The organism is Mesorhizobium sp. URHB0026 (assembly GCF_054059755.1).
In genome coordinates, this window is record NZ_JBSSCN010000001.1 from 698,776 (window position 1) to 716,006 (window position 17,231).

Consider the following 17,231-nt stretch of genomic DNA (forward strand, 5'->3'; position numbering starts at 1 on the left):
CCCTCAGGCCGCTTGCGCCAAACATTTCGCGCAGGTCCCGCGAAATTCGATCACCGCCTTCTTGGCGGCGAAGCCGGTCGAGTTGACCCATTCGTTCAGCCGGTGGTCGACGTCGTGATCGGACATTTCGGTCACCTGCCCGCAAGTATCGCAGATGGCGAAGGCCGTCATCGAGTGGCTATGGTCGTGCGGCTCGGCGCAGGCGACGAAGGAATTGATGCTTTCCAGCCGGTGCACGAAGCCTGATTTCACCAGTGTGTCGAGCGCGCGATAGACCTGCAATGGTGCGCGAAAACCGCGCTCGCGAAGCTGATCGAGCAAGGTGTAGGCGCTGAGCGGGCCGCTGGCGATCTCGAGTTTCTCGAGCACGCACAACTGGTTTTTCGTCAGCACATCCCTTGCCGCCATGGTCCTGTTCCACTTGTCCTGCGCTGTTGGCGGGCTGTCTGCGCGTGCAAACGACCCGATCCCATTCAGATAGCGACGAACCGCCTTCTTTGCTACTCTTCTGTTGTTGTCCCGGACCGATCGAACGCGACCGACAAGCCGGCCCTATGGTTCCTGCCGGCCTCGGGCGACGTGACCTTGAAGGATGGCGGCAGGCCGCCGCTGATCATCATCCACCCCGACGATCGCAAGAAGCTGGTCGATGCGACGACCACGAATTTGCGCACCATCTTCCGGGCCACCGGGCTTTCCAGGCTCGCGGCAGCCTCGGACTACAAGCCCGAGGAGGTCGACGTGCAATTCCAGGTCAAGCGTCGCGACGGCGACGGGCTGGAGCCGTTGCAGGCCTCGGTGGTGCCACGCGTCTCGCCTGGCGACGAGGTGCACGTGCTGGCGAAGAACTGCTCGGACCAGCTGGTCGACATCAATGTGCTCTATGTCGGCAGCGACTATTCGATCACCCACATCGTTGCCGAGCGGCTGGCGCCGCAGGCCACGCTCGAGATTGGTGCCGACATCCTGCTTCAGCGTGACGATGCCGAGATCCCACGGGACCACCGTCACCGGCTGGGGCAAGATGCAGGACGGCACCCTTTCCAACCACGCTGATGGTCGCCGATCTCGATCTTCAGCCGAACGGTGCCTGCAACAGCGGCATCAAGGCCATCTATGCGCATGACCTGAAAGCGGCCCTCGGAGACCTGTCGCACCGCATGCGCTATTCGGAAAAGGGCATCGATGCCGCAGCCAATGCGATTGCCGCCGGAATGACCGACCCGCTGACCGGCAACATGATCTGCGCGGGCACCACCAGCGGCGTGCGTGACGCTTGCAATGGCGACGGCGGCGGCCCGCTCTTCATGACCGTCGCCGGCGGCCCGGTCCAGGTCGGCGTCGTCAGTTGGGGTGAAGGTCCGGCTGACGGCAGCGCCGCCTGCGGCCACAAGGACGCCTATGGCATCTACACCCGACTGGCCAACTACACCGGCTGGATCGATGAGAAGATGAAGACCAAGGCTCCAGCGCCCGAAAAACCCAAGGCCGGGCTCGGCACCACCCAGAAGCCAAAGTCGAAGCGGCCGCTTCGGATGGCAATGAAGAACGGCGGGATCCCGCCGTTCTTGCCTGCCGGCTTGCCAAGCGAGCCTATTTCCTCGGCGGGCCTTTGCGTTCGGCGGAAGCAGCCCACAGATTGATGTCGGACTCGCGCGCGTATGTATCGATTTCGGCAAGTTCGACGTCGCTGAAGTCGAGCACCTTCAGCGCTCCGACGCAGTCCTCGACCTGCTCGGGCCGGCTGGCGCCGATCAGCGCCGAGGTAATCCGGCCCCTGCGCAGCACCCAGGCCAAGGCCATCTGGGCCAACGTCTGGCCGCGCTTGCCGGCGATCGCGTTGAGCGCCTTGATGTTGGCAATGGTGCGGTCGTTGATGAAAGCAGTCTTCAGCGACTTGCCCTGGGAGGCCCGGCTGCCATCGGGAATGCCGCCGAGATATTTGTCGGTCAGCATCCCTTGCGCCAACGGCGAGAACACGATGGAGCCGACGCCGAGCCCCTCGAGCGTGTCGAGCAGTCCGTCCTCCTCGACCCAGCGGTTCAGCATCGAATAGCTCGGCTGATGGATGACGCAGGGCGTACCGAGTTGCCTCAATATGTCGGCGGCCTCGCGGGTGCGCTGCGAGTTGTAGGACGAGATGCCGGCGTAGAGCGCCTTGCCCGAACGCACCGCATGGTCGAGCGCGCCCATGGTTTCTTCGAGCGGCGTATCGGGATCGAAGCGGTGCGAGTAGAAGATGTCGACATAATCGAGGCCCATTCGCTTCAGGCTCTGGTCGAGGCTGGCCAGCATGTATTTGCGCCCGCCCCATTCGCCGTAGGGGCCGGCCCACATTTCGTACCCGGCCTTGGTCGAGATGATCAGTTCGTCGCGATAGGCGGCAAAATCGGTACGCAGTATCTCGCCGAAAGCGGTCTCGGCCGAGCCGGGAGGCGGCCCATAATTGTTGGCGAGGTCGAAATGGGTGATGCCAAGATCGAAGGCCTTGCGGACGATCGCCTGCTTGGTCCGATGCGGCGTGTCGTCGCCGAAATTGTGCCACAGCCCCAGCGAGATCGCCGGCAGCTTGAGGCCGGACCGACCGCAGCGGTTGTAGATCATTTTCTCGTAGCGGTTTTCAGCGGCGATATAGGGCATCGGGAAATCCTCGAATCTGAACGGACAGGTACCGTCATCGCAGAGGCGATGACATGCCCCATACCCCATCCTTTACCCCCTCCCCTGAGGAACGGGGAGAGGGTAAAGCAAAATTATCGATAATCCACGCGACTACTTCTTCTTGGCCAGCAGCTCCTTGGCCGGCTTGACGCCAAGCGCGGCCGGACGCTCGCAAGTGGTCTGCATGGCGACGAACTTGCCGGTTTCGCCGGAGCGCAGCAGGCCGGTCATGACATCGACGGCATGCAGCGCGAGTTCCATCGAGCAACGGTGCGGCCGCCCTTCGGCGATCGCCAGCGCCATGTCGGCCAGGCCCGCCGTGCGGTAATTGGCCATCATGCCTTGGCCATGCATCTCATTGGGAATGCCAAGCGGATGCTTCCATTTCGGCAGCTTCTTGACCGGCTTGCCTTCCTCGGTGAAGCGCACGTCGCCGCCGAAGAAGTTCGGATCCGGCACAAACACCGTCCCGGCCTCGCCATAGAGTTCCATCGGCGCGTGGCCGTGAGCCCACACATCCCAGCTGGTGTTCAGCGTCACCACGGCGCCGTTCTCGAATTCCAGCAGGCCATGGATCGTGGTCGGCGTGTTGACTGGGATTTTTTCGCCTGCGCGCGGTTTTGAGCTGATGGTCCGTTCCTTGGCCGGAGTCGTAGCGAAGGCCGCCACCTGCTTCACCGGCCCGATCAGCTGAATCAGATTGGTGATGTAGTACGGTCCGATGTCGAGTACCGGTCCCGCGCCGGGCTGGAAGAAGAAGTCGGGATTAGGGTGCCAATGCTCCATGCCGTGGCCCATGACGTGGCAGGTGCCGCTGGTGATCTTGCCAAGCTTCCCCTCGTCGATCAGTTCGCGCACCAGCTGGTGCGCGCCGCCCAGGAAGGTGTCCGGCGCCGAGCCGATGCGCAGCCCCTTCTTCTGCGCCCGCGCCTTGAGATCCTGGCCCTCCTTGAGCGACAGCACGAACGGCTTCTCGGAATAGACATGCTTGCCGGCATCGAGCACCTGCTTCGACACCTCGTAGTGCACGGCCGGAATGGTCAGGTTGACGATGATGTCGATATCGTCGGCCTTGAGCAGATCCTCGACGGTCTCGGCGCGGAGCTTGAATTCCTTAGCCCGCGCCCTGGCCGCGTCCATGTTGATATCGGCGCAGGCGCGCATCTCGATGCCGCTAAACAGCGGCGCCAGCGAAAAGTACGCCTTCGAGATGTTGCCGCAGCCGATGACGCCAACACCCAGTTTCCCAGTACCCAGCTTCTTTGCCATGGTGGTTGTTCCTAGTAGCTCTTGACGGTTGCGATCGAGCGGCGGGCGAAGCGTTCGATGTCGTTGGGATTGTCTTGTTCCATGACAAAGTATTTCGCCGCGCTCTTGGCCCGCAGCGCCTTGATCAGGCCGGCCCAATCGATCGTGCCGTGGCCGACATCCGACCAGCCATCCTCATCCAGCCCCTCGCCCGCCTTCGCCATGTCCTTGACATGGACGGCGACGATGCGCTGGCCGTGCTTTTCTATCCAGGGCAGCGGATCGGAGCCGCCGCGCACCACCCAGGCGACGTCCATTTCCCAGCCGATATTGGGCGCGGACGACAGGATATGATCCTGCGGCACCGAGCCGTCGGGGAGCGTCTTGAACTCGAAATCATGGTTGTGCCAAGCGAAGCCATAGCCGGCCTTCGACGCGACCTCGCCGACCTTGGCCAGGCGCTCGCCGAAACCGCGCCAGCCGGCGGCGTCGGATGGCCTGTCCTCGGCCATCAGATAGGGACAGATCAAAAGCTTGACGCCGAGCGTTTCCGCGATCCGGCGCACGCCGTCGAAATCATTCTCCAGCGCATCGATGGAAAAATGCCCGGTCGGCATGGCAAGGCCGTTCTTGTCGAGCTCGGCGCGGAAGGCCTTGGGATCGTCATAGACGCCGCCGAACCCTTCGACCTCGGCGTAGCCGAGCTTGCCAAGCATTTCGAGCACATCGGTCCAAGGCAAGAAATTGCGGGCGCTGTAAAGTTGGAATGACCAGTTCATCATCTCTGTCCGTTCTGCTTGGGGATTGTCTTTGGGAGGATGGTTTTCTTGGGAGCTACATGCGGTTGCCGGATGGAGTATCGAACAGCGAGGCGCGGGCAGGATCAAAGCCGATCCGGATCGGGTCGCCATTGCGCAGCGTCTTTTCCGCCTCGACACGGAACGAAAAAATGCGGCTGCCGAGCTTCGTCCACACGAGCGTATCGGAGCCCATCGGCTCGACGATCTCGACGGCGGCATCGGTGGCAAAGGGCATCGAATTCGCGGCCTCGCCAAAGGCAACGTGCTCGGGCCGAATCCCGAACACGCAAGGCCCGCTCTTGTTGCCGGCGCCGTCGAAGGCATAGCGATCGAGCGGTATGGCCAAATCCCCGGTCTTGAACACCGCCGTCGTGCCAGCCTCCAACTGACCCTCGACGAAATTCATCGCAGGCGAACCGAGGAAGCCGGCGACAAACCGGTTGACCGGACGGTTGTAGATGGTCTGCGGGGCGTCGAGCTGCTGGATGACGCCGCCCTTCATCACCGCGATACGGTCGGCCAGCGTCATCGCCTCGATCTGGTCGTGGGTGACATAGATCATCGTGTTCTGCAACTTGCGGTGCAGAAGCTTGATCTCGACGCGCAGCTCCGAACGCAGCTTGGCATCGAGATTGGACAGCGGTTCGTCGAACAGGAAGACGTCGACATCGCGCACCAGCGCCCTCCCGATTGCCACGCGCTGACGCTGGCCGCCGGAGAGTGCCGCCGGCTTGCGCTGCAGCAACGGCTCGATCTGCAGGATCTCGGCGGCGCGCGCGATGCGCTTGGCGATCTCGTCCTTGGCGATGCCGGCGACACGCAGCCCGAACGACAGGTTCTTCTCCACCGTCATTTGCGGATAGAGCGCATAGGACTGGAAGACCATGCCGATGCCGCGGTCCTTGGGCTCTTCCCAGGTGACGTTCTTGCCCTTGATGAAGATGCGGCCTTCCGAAATGTCGAGCAGGCCGGCGATGCAGTTGAGCAAGGTCGACTTGCCGCAGCCGGAAGGCCCGAGCAGCACGATGAACTCGCCTTCGGCGACATCGAGATTGAGCGTCTGCAGCACCGAGACCGCGCCGAAGTTCAGCGACAGATCCTGGATCGAAACGCTGGTGCCGTTCGCCGCCATCGCCATCACCCTTTCACCGCGCCGGCGGCGATGCCGCGCACGAACAATTTGCCGGAAATGAAATAGACGATCAGCGGCACCAACCCGGTCAGGATGGTGGCGGCCATGTTGACGTTGTATTCCTTCACGCCTTGCACCGAGTTGACGATGTTGTTGAGCTGCACCGTCATCGGATAGGTGTCGGGACGGGTGTAGACGACGCCGAACAGGAAGTCGTTCCAGATCCCGGTCACCTGCAGGATGACGGCGACGACGAAGATCGGCAGCGACATCGGCAGCATGATGCGCAGGTAGATGCCCCAGAAGCCGGCGCCATCGACGCGCGCCGCCCGGAACAACTCCTCCGGCATGGAGGTGAAATAATTGCGAAACAGGAGCGTCAGGATCGGCATGCCGAAAATGGAATGCACGATCACCAGGCCGGTAAGGCTGCCATAGAGGCCGATTTCGCGCAGGATGATGACGATCGGATAGATCATCACCTGATAGGGAATGAAGGCGCCGACGATCAGGATGACGAAGAAGGTGTCGGCGCCCTTGAAACGCCAGTTGGCCAGCGCGTAGCCGTTCACCGAGGCGATGGCGATCGACAGGATCACCGAGGGAACGGTGATGCGCACCGAATTCCAGAACCCGCGCGAGAGCCCGTCGCAATTGAGGCCGGTGCAGGCCTGCGACCACGCCTTGACCCAGGGCTCGAAGGTGATCTCGAGCGGCGGCGAGAAAATGTTGCCGAGGCGGATCTCCGGCATGCCCTTCAGCGAAGTGACGACCATCACATAGAGCGGCAGGAGATAGTAGAGCGCCACGACGATGAGTGTGCCGTACAGGAAAATGTTACGGCGCGAGAACATATGCCGCGGCTTTGGTCCGCTCGGGCCGGAGGCGCCAGCCCGGAGGTCTGACGACGTGGCGGACAAGGAGACGGCATGATCAGACACGCTTGCGGCCTCCGAATTCGAGATAGGCCCACGGCACGATGACGATCATCACCGACAGCAGCATCATGGTCGAGGCGGCAAAGCCCTGGCCGAGATTCTGGGCGAAGAACATGTAGTCGTAGACGTATTTGGCCGGCACTTCGGAGGCGATGCCCGGCCCGCCGCTGGTTTGCGCGACGACGAGGTCATAGACCTTGACGATGCCGGACGCGATGATCACCAGCGTGGTGATGAAAACCGGCCGCATCATCGGAATGATGATGAACAGATAAGTCTTCCACATGGGAATGCCGTCCACCCGTGCGGCCTTCCAGATGTCCTCGTCGATGCCGCGCAGGCCCGCCAGCATCAGGCACATGATCAGCCCCGTGCCTTGCCAAAGCGCCGCGATCGATATGCCGTAGATGACGATGCTGGAATTGTAGAGCGGATTAAAGTCGAAGCTGGTCCAGCCGAGGCCTCGTACCACGCCCTGGACGCCGAAATCCGGATTGAGCAGCCACTGCCATACAAGGCCGGTGACGATGAAGGAGAGCGCAAAGGGGTAGAGAAAGATGGTCCGGAACGTGTCCTCGAAACGGATCTTCTGGTCGAGCAGGGCAGCCAGCAGAAAGCCGATCACCAGCGAGAACACCAGTGAGATCACGCCATAGATCAAAAGGTTCTCGATCGAAATCAGCCAGCGCGGCGTCGCCCACAGCCGGTAGTACTGGTCGAGTCCGACGAAATTCAGCCGCGGCAGCAGCTTCGAATTGGTGAAGGAGTAGAGCACCGTCCATGCGGTGCCACCGACAAAGACCACCATCGCGGTGAGGATCATCGGGATCGACGCGACCTTCGCATTGAGATTGCGGAAAAGTTGGCTCGGGCGTTCGCTCTTGCTCATCGGTACAGCCGTGCTGGATCGGATAAGGGCGGAAAGTCAGCACGCCTTGGCTCCCGGCCCTGCCTGGCAAGGTCGGGAGCGGACGGCTCGTCAGTCGTCAATCAGCCGAAGCGATGATGTCGGCGAAGCGCTTCTGCGCCTCTTCAAGGCTCATATCGGGCTTGGCGAAGAACTCCGAGAACAGGTCCTCCTTCTGCTTCTGGCTGTCCTGTGAGAGCAGCTGGTCCGTCCATGGGATGACCGCGCCCTTGGCCAGGATGGCAAGGCCTTTCTTCATGCAATCATTCGCCGCGTTGAGGTCGACGTCGCCGCGCACCGGCAGCGAGCCCTTCTTGAGGTTGAAGGCGACCTGGGTCTTGGGATCAAGCAGTGTCTGCGCCAGCACCTCCTGCGCCTTGGACTTGTCGGCGTCCTTGAGCAGCGGGAAATAGAAGGCGTCGCCGCCCGTTGCGATGACCTCGTTCAGGCCGAGGCCGGGAAGGCAGGTGTAGTCCTTGCCGGCGGTCTTGCCGGCGACCTGGAACTCGCCCTGAGCCCAGTCACCCATGATCTGCCCACCGGCCTTGCCAGTGATGACCATGTTGGTGGCCTGGTTCCAGTCCTGCACATTCGTGTTCTTGGCCATCTTGCGCGCATCGTCGGCCGCCTTGAACACCTTGGCGACTTCAGGACCGGCCGCGAACTTGGCGTCCTTGTTCTTGTAGACCTTGAGGAAGGTGTCGGTTCCGCCGACCGCGGCAAGCAGCACGTCGAAGGCGCCCGATGCCTGCCAGGCCTGTCCGCCGACCGCGAGCGGCACGATGCCTGCCTTCTCCAGCGCCGGAGCGGCGGCCACATACTCATTCCAGTCCTTCGGCACGGGCACGCCGGCCTTCTCGAACGCCGCGTTCGACAGCCACAGCCACTGCCAGGAATGGATGTTGACCGGCACGCAATAAATCTTGCCGTCGATGGTGCAAGAGTCGAGCAGGCTCTTGGGCCGTACCACTTCCGTCCACTTGCCCTTAGTGGCGACGTCGGTGAGGTCGCGCATGAGGCCAGCCTGAACCAGCTCTTCTGCTTGCCTGCCGTGATTGAACTGCGTGGCCCCCATCGGATCGCCGCCGGTGATGCGGCTGATCATGATCGGCCGCGCTGTGCCGCCGGATCCGGCGATGGCGCCGTCGACCCAGTGATTGCCGGTGGCGTCGAACGCCTTCGCGAGTTCGGCGACGGCCGCCGCCTCGCCGCCGGAGGTCCACCAATGGGTCACTTCCAGATCGGTCGCGGCCGCCGGCCCGGCAAAGTTGAGCGCAACAGTCGCGGCCAAGGCAGCGGTCAGGAATTTGTATCGCATTTCGGCTTCCTCCCAGAAATCTGAAACGTTACAGATTTTCGATACGGCAATTGAAGCCCGTACGCAACCCCTTCCGGCAAGTGTCACTTCGACATTTTTCGAGCTACGAACAGAACCACTCGCTGTCGCGACATTGTGCGACGCAATATGCAGAAATGCTCCGCGCCGTAGGCAAAAGCAGCAAGGAACATGCTAGGAGCACGCTTTCCCTCTGAATCCCAACGGTTTTTCGCCACGCGGTTGACGGGGTCTTTTTGCCTCCGCCAGCACCCGTTTTACACTGATCGTGACAGCTGTAACGTTTCAGTATATTCCTTCCACTGCAGGTGACGCGCCATGGGGAGCGGCCGCAACATTGCCGGGCTGCTCGGCTACTGCTATGCGCCTGATGGGCGGGACGGATGGACAAAGAGCGCAAGGCCAAGGATGACGAGGCGACGGCACAGGAGCGGCCGACGCTGAAGACGCTTGCCTTCATGACCGGACTTGGCGTCACCACCGTCTCACGGGCCTTGAAGGACGCGCCCGAGATCGGCGCCGAGACCAGGCGCCGCGTCCAGCTCGTGGCCAAGCAGATCGGCTATCGGCCGAACCGCGCCGGCGTGCGCCTCAGGACCGGCAAGACCAATGTCATCAGCCTCGTGCTCAACACCGAGCACGAACTCATGAGCTTCGTCTCCGACATCATCTATGGCGTCACGGAAGTCATCGCCGACACGCCCTACCACCTGATCGTGACACCATATTCGCGCTCGCAGGATCCGCTGGATCCGGTGCGCTATCTCGTGGAGACAGGCTCCGCCGACGGCGTCATCATTTCACGCACGCAGCCGAACGATCCCCGCGCCCGCTACATGTTGGAGCGCGGCATTCCCTTCGCGACCCACGGCCGAACCGATATGGGGCTCGTGCATCCCTATCATGATTTCAACAATTACGCCTTCGCGGCCGAGGCGGTGCGCCATCTCGCCGGCCTGGGCCGCCGCCGGCTCGCTTTGGTGACGCCGCCGGTGGGTTTGAGCTACTACCGCCACACGGTCAACGGCTTTGCCGACGCTCTGAGCGAAGTGGGCGCCAGCGAGGTGCCGTTCAACACCGTTTCGATCGACCACTCGATCGAACAGATCAGAACCAGGACCGCGCAGCTGATGCGGCGAGACATCAGGCCGGACGGCATCATCAGCAGTGCCGCCGCCGCGACCCTCGCCATCGTCGCCGGCATCGAGGACGCCGGCCTCAAGCTCGGCCGCGACGTCGACGTGGTGTCGAAGCAATCGTCGGAATTGCTGCATCTGTTCAGGCATGAATTACTGGTCGTCAACGAAGACTTCCGCCTTGCCGGGTCGGAACTCGCCCGCTCGGTGCTAGGCTGGATCGGCGGCGCCGCGCCCGGCTCGCTGCAAAGCCTGAGCGAGCCGAAGGGCGTCGTGGCCTATCGACGCTCTGACTGAGCGTCTGCCTGGATCCGAGCGCGCAAATCCACGTCCGTTCCATGAAAGCAGGAACCGTTCTGGTCGGTAGCCCCGCGGTTCACGTGAAGTCCGAAGCCGGCTGCTTCCGGATCGCCTAGTTCGGCACGAAGCCGCATGCTCGGGATCAGATAATCGCCACCATTCTGCCGCCGATAGGGAATGGGCGCCGTGGTCGCCAGTGTCCGCATCCGTTCGCGCAGGCGTTCGGCGACAAGCTCGAAGCCGGCTGCATCGAGACGGTCCGCGCTGTAGACCACGAACGGCGGAAGCACGTCGTAGCCCGGATAATAGAGAATTCCATGATTGATCGGGAACAGCAGGTCGTCGATCGGTCCGTTGACGCCACGCGGGGAATAATGATCCTCCCAGCCGCCGGCTGTCACAATCAGCATCGCTCGCTTGCCCGCGAGTGTGCCCTCGCCGTACCGGTCACCCCATCGCCTGTCGCTATGTTCGCCGACGCCATAGGCGAAGCCGTAGGCGAAGACCCGATCGACCCAGCCTTTCAAAATCGCCGGCATGGTGAACCACCACAGCGGAAACTGCAGGATCAGCGCATCGGCCCAAAGCAGCTTCTCGATCTCGGTCTTGACGTCCGCAGTCAGCGCATTGGACTCGTATGCTTGTTTGGAGGCCACCACCGGCACCAGCCGCGCGTCTGGCGAAAGCTCGGGGAAGTCAGCGCGGTCGACCTCCGATTTCCAACTGTCCACATAGAGGTCGGACACCCGAACCTCGTGGCCTTGAGACTTGAGTTCCTTGACGGCGACGTCACGCAGCGTGCCGTTGAGCGACCGTGGCTCGGGATGGGCAAAGACAAGTAGGACTTTCATGATTCGTCGATCCTCCGTTGGAAACGTTGACCCTGAGATAGCCAGCGGCCGCATCATCCGCTACATGTCGGGAATGAATAATATTCTGCCGATTAATGGATAAATCAGCTGTCACGCTCGAGCGCATGCGCACCTTCGTGCGCGTTGCTGAACGAGGCAGTCTGTCGGCGGTCGCGCGAGAACTCGGGATCGGCCAGTCGACAGTCACGCGCCATTTGAGGGAACTGGAGGACGCCGTCGGGGTCGCCTTGCTCAGCAGGACCACCCGGCGTGTCACGATGACCGATGAGGGCAGCCGCTATTATGCGGACAGCGTGCAGATCCTGCGCCTTGTCGAACAGGCGGGCGATGAGGTTCGCGGCACGCGCGCAGCGCCCGCGGGCACGATCCGGCTCTCCTGCACCGCAGCCATTGGGGTGCTTCATGTCAGCCGGCTTATCTTCGCGTTTCAGGACCGCTATCGCGACATCGGCGTCGATCTCAGCCTCACCGACGAACGCATCGACCTCGTCACGGAAGGCGTCGACATCGCGCTTCGTCTCGGCCCGCTCACCGACAGTTCCATGAAATTGCGGGCGCTCGGCCAATCCCGGCGACTGCTCGTGGGGGCGCCCGGCTATTTCGCTGAACGCGGCAGGCCTGAAAGTCCCGGAGACCTGGCCGATCACGAAGGTATCCGGATGTCAAACGTTGCCGGCAGCGACACCCTTGTGCTGCAAGGACCAGACGGCAACCGCCGTACAGTGCCGTTTGCAGGGCGCCTCCGGGTCGACCACGGACTTGCCGCACGCGAAGCCCTGCTCGCCGGGCGCGGCATTGCGCCCGCCCACCAATGGCTTGTCGGCGATCTCCTGGCGTCCGGCCGGCTTGAAGCGATTCTGCCGGACTATGCGCTGCCGTCGGTTCCGCTCAGCATGCTGATCGTCCCCGAACGGGCGGGCATCGCCCGGGTCCGGCTGCTGGTCGATTCTCTTGCCCAACAGATCGGCGGCATCCCCGGGATCGAGAAGCCGCATGTGGAGCGATAAGTATTCCGGCACGGCATCCAAGCTAAGCCGGATGTTTCCATGAGCGTGATCTAGCCAGCCGCGCCGCTGCCCCACGGTCCGTGGAACGCGCCCTGCTCGCCGATGCGCTCGAAACCATGCGCTCCGAAGAAGTCGCGCTGCGCCTGGATCAGGTTCGAGGTGCCGCGGCCCTGGCGGTAGCTGTCGAAATAGGCAAGAGCCGAAGACAGTGCAGGCACCGGCGCGCCGGCTTCGGAAGCCCTCGCCACGACCCGCCGCAGCGAGGGATGCGCCTCCTGCATCAAGCTGATGAAGGCTGGCGCCATCAGCAGGTTGGTCGAAGCGCCGCCACTGAAGGCCTCGGCCATCGTGTCGAGCATCTGCGAGCGGATGATGCAGCCGGCGCGCCAGATCTTGGCGATGGTCGGCATCGGCAGGTTCCAGTTGAACTCCTTCGAAGCGCCGCTCATCACCGCGAAGCCCTGCGCGTAGGCGGCGATCTTGCCGGCGAACAGCGCCAGTTCGAGGTCTTTCAGCAGCGCGTCCTTGTCGCCGGAAATCCTGGTCACGCCGATATTGCCATAGGCCTTTTCAGCCGCCTGCCGTTCGTCCTTGATCGACGACAGCACACGCGCCGCCACCGCTGCTTCGATCGCGGTCGCCGGAATGCCGAGCTGCTGCGCCTCGATGACGGACCATTTGCCGGTGCCCTTCTGGCCGGCGCGGTCGAGGATGATGTCGACCACCGGCTTGCCGGTCTTCGGATCGTCGGCGGCGAGTACCTTGGCGGTGATCTCGATCAGGTAGGAATTGAGCCGGCCCTTGTTCCAGTTGGAAAATACCGTGCCGATCTCCTTCGGCCCCATGCCGAGGCCGTCACGCAGGATGCCGTAGATTTCGGCGATCATCTGCATGTCGGCATATTCGATGCCGTTATGGATGGTCTTGACGAAATGGCCGGCGCCGTCAGTGCCGAGCCAGGCCGCGCAAGGTTCGTCCTTGAACTTGGCGGAGATGGCGGTCAGCACCTTCTCTACGCGCTTCCAGGAGTCTTCCGTGCCGCCGACCATGATCGAGGGTCCGTGGCGCGCGCCCTCCTCGCCGCCGGAGACACCCATGCCGATGAAGGTCAAACCCGAGCCAGAGAGCTCGGAGAAGCGCCGCATCGTATCGCGGAAATTGGCATTGCCGGCATCGATGACGATATCGTTGTCGGACAGCACGCCACGCAGCGCTTCGATCTGCTCGTCGACCGGCTTGCCGGCCAGCACCATGATGATGATCGGGCGCGGCGGCCGTATCGCGGCGGCGAGTTCCTCAAGGCTGTAGCAGGGGACGACCATGTCCCTGAGCGCACCGGAATTCTCGACGAAAGCGTCGGTGCGGGCCCTTGTGCGGTTGAAGACGGCGATGCGGTGCCCGTGCTCGGCGATGTTCAGCGCCAGGTTGGAGCCCATAGTGCCAAGGCCGATCAGGCCGATTTCGGCTTTTTCCATCGTTTCTTCCCTGCTTTCGGATCTGGTGTTTTCGAGCTTGCGCTCATTGTTGCTTGAATGATTGACGGCCCTACAGGCCCGCGTCAACCGCCTCGCCCAATTGTGTAGCCGGGACGTTACGGTCTGATGTCGACCGGCGCCTCGATCTTCACCATCTCGAAGTCCGAGACCAGGATGTCTATGCGCACCATCCAGCGGCCGGGTACAGGGATGACGAGGTTGTCGACACGCCAGCTGCCGTCGCCGGGCCTGGTGGCCGCGCGCCTCAGCGGTTCGATGCCGGAATCGGGCTTCGACAGCACCAGCGTCACCTCCTTGGCGTCTAGCGGTCCGAAATCGCCGGTCATGATGATCATCGAGGCGACCACCGGCCCAGCATGGCCGGGCGTGATGCTGAGATCGGCCATCGCCTGCAGCGCGTGGATGTGCAGCGAAACCGGCTGCGCCGCCGCGATCGCCAGTGCTCGTGGCGGCGGCGTGAAGCGCCAGCCCGCGGCGACTCCGAAGATCGCCAGCACGATCAGCACTTCGACGCCGACCGAGTGGGTGAGCCTGCGTTGCACCTCGGTCGCTCCCGCCTCGGCCGAAGCGGTGAGCTTCCAGCGATTGACCGCGGCAAGGGTGAACAGGAAGACCAGCAATGCGAGCTTGACCAGCAGCAGCCGGCCATAGGCTGTGTCGGCCATCGCCGAGAGTGTCTGCACCTGGATCACGGCCAGCACGATGCCTGCCGCGGCAAGCAGGGCCACCACGGGCAGGATTGCCCATGAGAAGTGGTGCAGGAATTCGACGGCGCCCGCCGCTTGACGCTTCAGCGCGAGGCCGAGCGGCACCAAGGCGCCGGCCCAGAAAGCGATGCCGACGCCATGCACGAAGACCAGCGGCCGTGTCAGCCATTGCGGCTCGGCCGCACTGGCATGGCCACTGGCGGCGAGTGCGACGCCGACGCCAGCCAGCCCGGCAAGGGCAAGCGGCCTGGCGGCCGCGCGCGGCCCGGCCAGCGACAGCAGGCCAAGTCCCAAGGCGACCAGGGCGATCAGCACCGTCCAGCCGAAGCTGGTGCCGAGCCCGGTGTCCCAGATCACCGCCTGCGCCAGATGGGAGAGCGGCGCCCCGAGCGCATCGAGACCCTGAAAGCCCAGCGACAAGGGGGCCGCCACCAGCCCGCACAAGATCGCGGCCGTGACAAAGCGCTGGCCGGCACGGCCATCCCCGGCCAGCCAGGCAAAGGCGAACGCGCCGCCAATGCCAAGGAAAAGGCCTATGTAGAGAAAAACCTTGCCGATCCAGATCGCCGACCGCAGCGGCCAGTCAATCGCCTCGGCCACGGCCGGCGGCTCGCTTGGCGCGCCGATGGAAAACAGCAGCGAGCCGCCGACCGGATGGCCGTCGGCGGAAATGACACGCCAACTCAGCACATGCGTGCCGGGTTTGAGTGCCCGCGGATTGTCGATCTCGACCGTCTGATCGCCAAGACGGAAGTCGGTCAGCGGAACCGGGGTGCCGTCGGGCGTCATCAACGTCAGCACCAGCGGCGAGACCGGCTCGCTGAAGGTCAGCGAGAACCGCGCCGGGGCCTGCGCCAGCACCGCACCGTCGGCCGGATCGGTCTTGATCAGCGCCGCATGAGCAAGGGCCTGGCTTGTCGAGGCCATGACGATGAGCGCCATGGCCGCGGCGAGCAGCCCGCGGGCAATCCAGCCGACGAGCTTGCTGTTCGTATCGAGCATCCAGGAAGGTGTTGCGATCATGCCATGCCGTGGGGATGCGGCGCTCCGACAAGCAGAGCGCCAGGGAGAACAGCTATTTCTTCGGCGTGAGCTTGATGCTGGGCGCCGGGTTCTCCAGCGCGTCCTCATCCTGTCCGGCCGCCGGTATCTCGATCCAGCGGGCGGCGGCATCGCCGCATTCCTGCACTACCGGGAAGTACAGCTTCTGGCCGGCGGGCAGGTCGGCCGTCAGCGTCGCGCGGAAGACGAACTCATCGTAGAATTCATCTGGCAAATTGCCGCCGCTCCAGTCGACTTCCTTGACCCCGTCGGCGACCGCCTGACCATAGAGCTGGTAGGATTTTTCATATTTGCCCTTCTTGGCCTGCAGCGTCCAGCCGGGCTTCGGCATCGGCTTCACCGCGATCACCCCTTCCGGGATCTGCACGCGCACGGCCGTCGTCGCCTTGCCGTCGCAGCCATGCGGCACGCGCAGCACAGCCTTGTAGGTCGAGCCGACTGCCGCCTCCTGGGTCTCGAGCGTGATGTGCGCGAAGGCGGCATTTGTCCCCAGCACGAGAAACGCGCCGGCCGCCAAAAAAAATTTGTTCATGATGGTCCCTCTGATTTCAAACTTGGTGATCGGCGCGATCAATTGGCGTGGTCGTCCATGCCGCCCATTTCGCCAATGCCTTCGACGGCGAACTCGACATTGACCGTGCCGGCCTTCTCGAAGGTCAGCGTGGCGGCGAATTTTTCACCCTGCTTGGGTTGGCGCTTCAGGCCGATGAACATCAGGTGGTAGCCACCCGGCGCCAGCGCCACCTTGCCGCCTGCCGGGACTTCCAGGCCACCATCCACTGGCCGCATCGTCATGACGCCGTCCTTGACGCCCATTTGATGCAGTTCGGCCTTTTCCGAGACTTCGGATGAAATCGACAGCAGCCGGTCCGGTGTACTGCCCTTGTTGACGATGGTGAAATAGCCGCCGGCCACCTTGGCGCCGGCAGGCGTGGCGCGCGACCAGGGGTGTTCGATCTCAAGATCGCCGACCTTGAATTCATGCCCCAGGACCGCCTGGGCGCCCAGGAAGACAAGCGCGAGGGCCAACGCGGCAAGGCCGAGATTGGCTTTGAAGCGAGACAGGGTTCGGCCGAACACAGTGCCCGCAGACATACGGAAAGGATGGGACATGGTTTGCTCCATGACGTGATGATCGCGCCGTCGCCGGTCGCGAATGTTTGATCTTGGATGAGTACGCTCGCGAAAGGTTCCGCGAGCAAGCAGGCTCAAGCCGCCGGTGGCGGCGCGCGCGGGTTCGATGGGGAGCGTTCGCGGGCGAAGTCGAGATGCGTGGTCGCCGGGAAGACGAAGGCGACGGTCTCGAAGGAAAGGGAGGCAAGCGCAAGCCCGGCATCGGGCGGCGGCGTATAGGCCGGCGAAAACATGCTGCAGCCGAGTGTGCAGCAGGCCGGCAGATGCGACGGGTGCTGGTCGCCGGCGGGAAGCTGGGTAGCGCCGTCCCGGGTACAGATGACGTTGCCGAAGGCATCGAGCTGCGCGGTATCGGGGCCGATGCTGAAGGCGAACGCGCCAAGTGTCGACTGGAGCAACAGCAAACAGGCCGCGACAAGCGCGACCGGCATGCTCCAGCGTCTCTCGCGGCGGTTCACCATTTGCCTCTTCAAACGATCGATGACTATCCCTACC

18 protein-coding genes are annotated in these 17,231 nt (G+C 63.2%); 4 read left to right on the forward strand and 14 right to left on the reverse strand.

Translation table 11 applies throughout. The features are described 5' to 3' along the window. Positions 1-3 precede the first annotated feature (3 nt). On the reverse strand, positions 4-408 hold the full coding sequence (locus ACVWWD_RS03540; protein ID WP_015315682.1) for a Fur family transcriptional regulator: 405 nt from the start codon (positions 406-408) through the stop codon (positions 4-6). A 171-nt stretch (positions 409-579) separates the two neighbouring features. On the opposite strand from ACVWWD_RS03540, the gene ACVWWD_RS03545 reads away from it, so the two are divergent. Together ACVWWD_RS03545 and ACVWWD_RS03550 are read left to right on the forward strand one after the other, a co-directional pair. Further along, positions 580-1,056 carry a hypothetical protein gene (locus ACVWWD_RS03545; protein WP_352551563.1) on the forward strand — a complete coding sequence of 159 codons (477 nt, stop codon included), beginning with the start codon at positions 580-582 and terminating at the stop codon, positions 1,054-1,056. Beyond that, a complete protein-coding gene (locus ACVWWD_RS03550; RefSeq protein WP_352551565.1) occupies positions 1,056-1,643 on the forward strand; it encodes a trypsin-like serine protease in 588 nt (195 codons plus the stop codon). The genes ACVWWD_RS03545 and ACVWWD_RS03550 overlap by 1 nt, the downstream gene beginning before the upstream one ends. Here ACVWWD_RS03550 and mgrA read toward each other — a convergent pair. The 7 genes from mgrA to ACVWWD_RS03585 all read right to left on the reverse strand — a co-directional run bounded on the left by mgrA (position 1,594) and on the right by ACVWWD_RS03585 (position 9,004). Next, positions 1,594-2,640 carry an L-glyceraldehyde 3-phosphate reductase gene (gene mgrA, locus ACVWWD_RS03555; protein ID WP_352551567.1) on the reverse strand — a complete coding sequence of 349 codons (1,047 nt, stop codon included), beginning with the start codon at positions 2,638-2,640 and terminating at the stop codon, positions 1,594-1,596. The two genes, ACVWWD_RS03550 and mgrA, sit on opposite strands and share 50 nt — an antisense overlap. Positions 2,641-2,772: 132 nt before the next feature. Further along, a complete protein-coding gene (locus ACVWWD_RS03560; RefSeq protein ID WP_352551569.1) occupies positions 2,773-3,930 on the reverse strand; it encodes a Gfo/Idh/MocA family protein in 1,158 nt (385 codons plus the stop codon). Between the two features lie 11 nt (positions 3,931-3,941). Beyond that, a complete protein-coding gene (locus ACVWWD_RS03565) occupies positions 3,942-4,688 on the reverse strand; it encodes a sugar phosphate isomerase/epimerase family protein (protein ID WP_352551598.1) in 747 nt (248 codons plus the stop codon). A 55-nt stretch (positions 4,689-4,743) separates the two neighbouring features. Beyond that, positions 4,744-5,847 carry an ABC transporter ATP-binding protein gene (locus tag ACVWWD_RS03570; RefSeq protein ID WP_023781074.1) on the reverse strand — a complete coding sequence of 368 codons (1,104 nt, stop codon included), beginning with the start codon at positions 5,845-5,847 and terminating at the stop codon, positions 4,744-4,746. After that, positions 5,847-6,782 (reverse strand): carbohydrate ABC transporter permease, encoded by a 936-nt coding sequence (locus ACVWWD_RS03575; protein ID WP_023770658.1) that lies wholly within the window; start codon positions 6,780-6,782, stop codon positions 5,847-5,849. The genes ACVWWD_RS03570 and ACVWWD_RS03575 overlap by 1 nt, the downstream gene beginning before the upstream one ends. Next, the gene (locus ACVWWD_RS03580; RefSeq protein ID WP_023770659.1) at positions 6,775-7,668 is read right to left on the reverse strand and encodes a carbohydrate ABC transporter permease; all 894 of its coding nucleotides are present in this window, start codon (positions 7,666-7,668) and stop codon (positions 6,775-6,777) included. The genes ACVWWD_RS03575 and ACVWWD_RS03580 overlap by 8 nt, the downstream gene beginning before the upstream one ends. A gap of 97 nt (positions 7,669-7,765) precedes the next feature. Next, positions 7,766-9,004 carry an ABC transporter substrate-binding protein gene (locus tag ACVWWD_RS03585; protein ID WP_352551571.1) on the reverse strand — a complete coding sequence of 413 codons (1,239 nt, stop codon included), beginning with the start codon at positions 9,002-9,004 and terminating at the stop codon, positions 7,766-7,768. Between the two features lie 401 nt (positions 9,005-9,405). On the opposite strand from ACVWWD_RS03585, the gene ACVWWD_RS03590 reads away from it, so the two are divergent. Further along, positions 9,406-10,455 carry a LacI family transcriptional regulator gene (locus tag ACVWWD_RS03590; protein WP_023770661.1) on the forward strand — a complete coding sequence of 350 codons (1,050 nt, stop codon included), beginning with the start codon at positions 9,406-9,408 and terminating at the stop codon, positions 10,453-10,455. On the opposite strand, the gene ACVWWD_RS03595 is transcribed toward ACVWWD_RS03590, so the two are convergent. Further along, positions 10,437-11,309 (reverse strand): NAD(P)H-dependent oxidoreductase, encoded by an 873-nt coding sequence (locus tag ACVWWD_RS03595; protein ID WP_352551573.1) that lies wholly within the window; start codon positions 11,307-11,309, stop codon positions 10,437-10,439. The two genes, ACVWWD_RS03590 and ACVWWD_RS03595, sit on opposite strands and share 19 nt — an antisense overlap. A gap of 95 nt (positions 11,310-11,404) precedes the next feature. Between ACVWWD_RS03595 and ACVWWD_RS03600 the strand changes: the two genes are divergently transcribed. Then, positions 11,405-12,337: a LysR family transcriptional regulator gene (locus tag ACVWWD_RS03600; protein WP_023770663.1), complete on the forward strand. Its 933-nt coding sequence runs from the start codon at positions 11,405-11,407 to the stop codon at positions 12,335-12,337. 50 nt (positions 12,338-12,387) lie between these two features. Here ACVWWD_RS03600 and gndA read toward each other — a convergent pair whose 3' ends face one another. From gndA to ACVWWD_RS03625, 5 genes are all read right to left on the reverse strand, one after another. Beyond that, positions 12,388-13,812, reverse strand: coding sequence for an NADP-dependent phosphogluconate dehydrogenase (gene gndA, locus ACVWWD_RS03605; RefSeq protein WP_352551575.1), 1,425 nt, complete (start codon positions 13,810-13,812; stop codon positions 12,388-12,390). A 116-nt stretch (positions 13,813-13,928) separates the two neighbouring features. Next, positions 13,929-15,563 carry a copper resistance CopC/CopD family protein gene (locus ACVWWD_RS03610; protein ID WP_457102915.1) on the reverse strand — a complete coding sequence of 545 codons (1,635 nt, stop codon included), beginning with the start codon at positions 15,561-15,563 and terminating at the stop codon, positions 13,929-13,931. 52 nt (positions 15,564-15,615) lie between these two features. After that, the gene (locus ACVWWD_RS03615) at positions 15,616-16,134 is read right to left on the reverse strand and encodes a YcnI family copper-binding membrane protein (RefSeq protein ID WP_023781069.1); all 519 of its coding nucleotides are present in this window, start codon (positions 16,132-16,134) and stop codon (positions 15,616-15,618) included. A 38-nt stretch (positions 16,135-16,172) separates the two neighbouring features. Next, complete coding sequence (locus ACVWWD_RS03620) at positions 16,173-16,715, reverse strand: copper chaperone PCu(A)C (protein WP_352551580.1); 543 nt, start codon at positions 16,713-16,715, stop codon at positions 16,173-16,175. 95 nt (positions 16,716-16,810) lie between these two features. Then, positions 16,811-17,167, reverse strand: coding sequence for a DUF2946 family protein (locus ACVWWD_RS03625; protein ID WP_352551601.1), 357 nt, complete (start codon positions 17,165-17,167; stop codon positions 16,811-16,813). Positions 17,168-17,231: the final 64 nt, after the last annotated feature.

Bases quoted from the DNA above. Each gene is read 5' to 3' on its own strand.
- gndA (WP_352551575.1), bottom strand. From the start codon at position 13,812: ATGGAAAAAGCCGAAATCGGCCTGATCGGCCTTGGCACTATGGGCTCC.
- ACVWWD_RS03540 (WP_015315682.1), bottom strand. From the start codon at position 408: ATGGCGGCAAGGGATGTGCTGACGAAAAACCAGTTGTGCGTGCTCGAG.
- ACVWWD_RS03570 (WP_023781074.1), bottom strand. From the start codon at position 5,847: ATGGCGATGGCGGCGAACGGCACCAGCGTTTCGATCCAGGATCTGTCG.
- ACVWWD_RS03580 (WP_023770659.1), bottom strand. From the start codon at position 7,668: ATGAGCAAGAGCGAACGCCCGAGCCAACTTTTCCGCAATCTCAATGCG.
- ACVWWD_RS03560 (WP_352551569.1), bottom strand. From the start codon at position 3,930: ATGGCAAAGAAGCTGGGTACTGGGAAACTGGGTGTTGGCGTCATCGGC.
- ACVWWD_RS03610 (WP_457102915.1), bottom strand. From the start codon at position 15,563: ATGATCGCAACACCTTCCTGGATGCTCGATACGAACAGCAAGCTCGTC.
- mgrA (WP_352551567.1), bottom strand. From the start codon at position 2,640: ATGCCCTATATCGCCGCTGAAAACCGCTACGAGAAAATGATCTACAAC.
- ACVWWD_RS03615 (WP_023781069.1), bottom strand. From the start codon at position 16,134: ATGAACAAATTTTTTTTGGCGGCCGGCGCGTTTCTCGTGCTGGGGACA.
- ACVWWD_RS03550 (WP_352551565.1), top strand. From the start codon at position 1,056: ATGGTCGCCGATCTCGATCTTCAGCCGAACGGTGCCTGCAACAGCGGC.
- ACVWWD_RS03600 (WP_023770663.1), top strand. From the start codon at position 11,405: ATGGATAAATCAGCTGTCACGCTCGAGCGCATGCGCACCTTCGTGCGC.
- ACVWWD_RS03585 (WP_352551571.1), bottom strand. From the start codon at position 9,004: ATGCGATACAAATTCCTGACCGCTGCCTTGGCCGCGACTGTTGCGCTC.
- ACVWWD_RS03565 (WP_352551598.1), bottom strand. From the start codon at position 4,688: ATGAACTGGTCATTCCAACTTTACAGCGCCCGCAATTTCTTGCCTTGG.
- ACVWWD_RS03625 (WP_352551601.1), bottom strand. From the start codon at position 17,167: ATGCCGGTCGCGCTTGTCGCGGCCTGTTTGCTGTTGCTCCAGTCGACA.
- ACVWWD_RS03595 (WP_352551573.1), bottom strand. From the start codon at position 11,309: ATGAAAGTCCTACTTGTCTTTGCCCATCCCGAGCCACGGTCGCTCAAC.
- ACVWWD_RS03620 (WP_352551580.1), bottom strand. From the start codon at position 16,715: ATGTCCCATCCTTTCCGTATGTCTGCGGGCACTGTGTTCGGCCGAACC.
- ACVWWD_RS03590 (WP_023770661.1), top strand. From the start codon at position 9,406: ATGGACAAAGAGCGCAAGGCCAAGGATGACGAGGCGACGGCACAGGAG.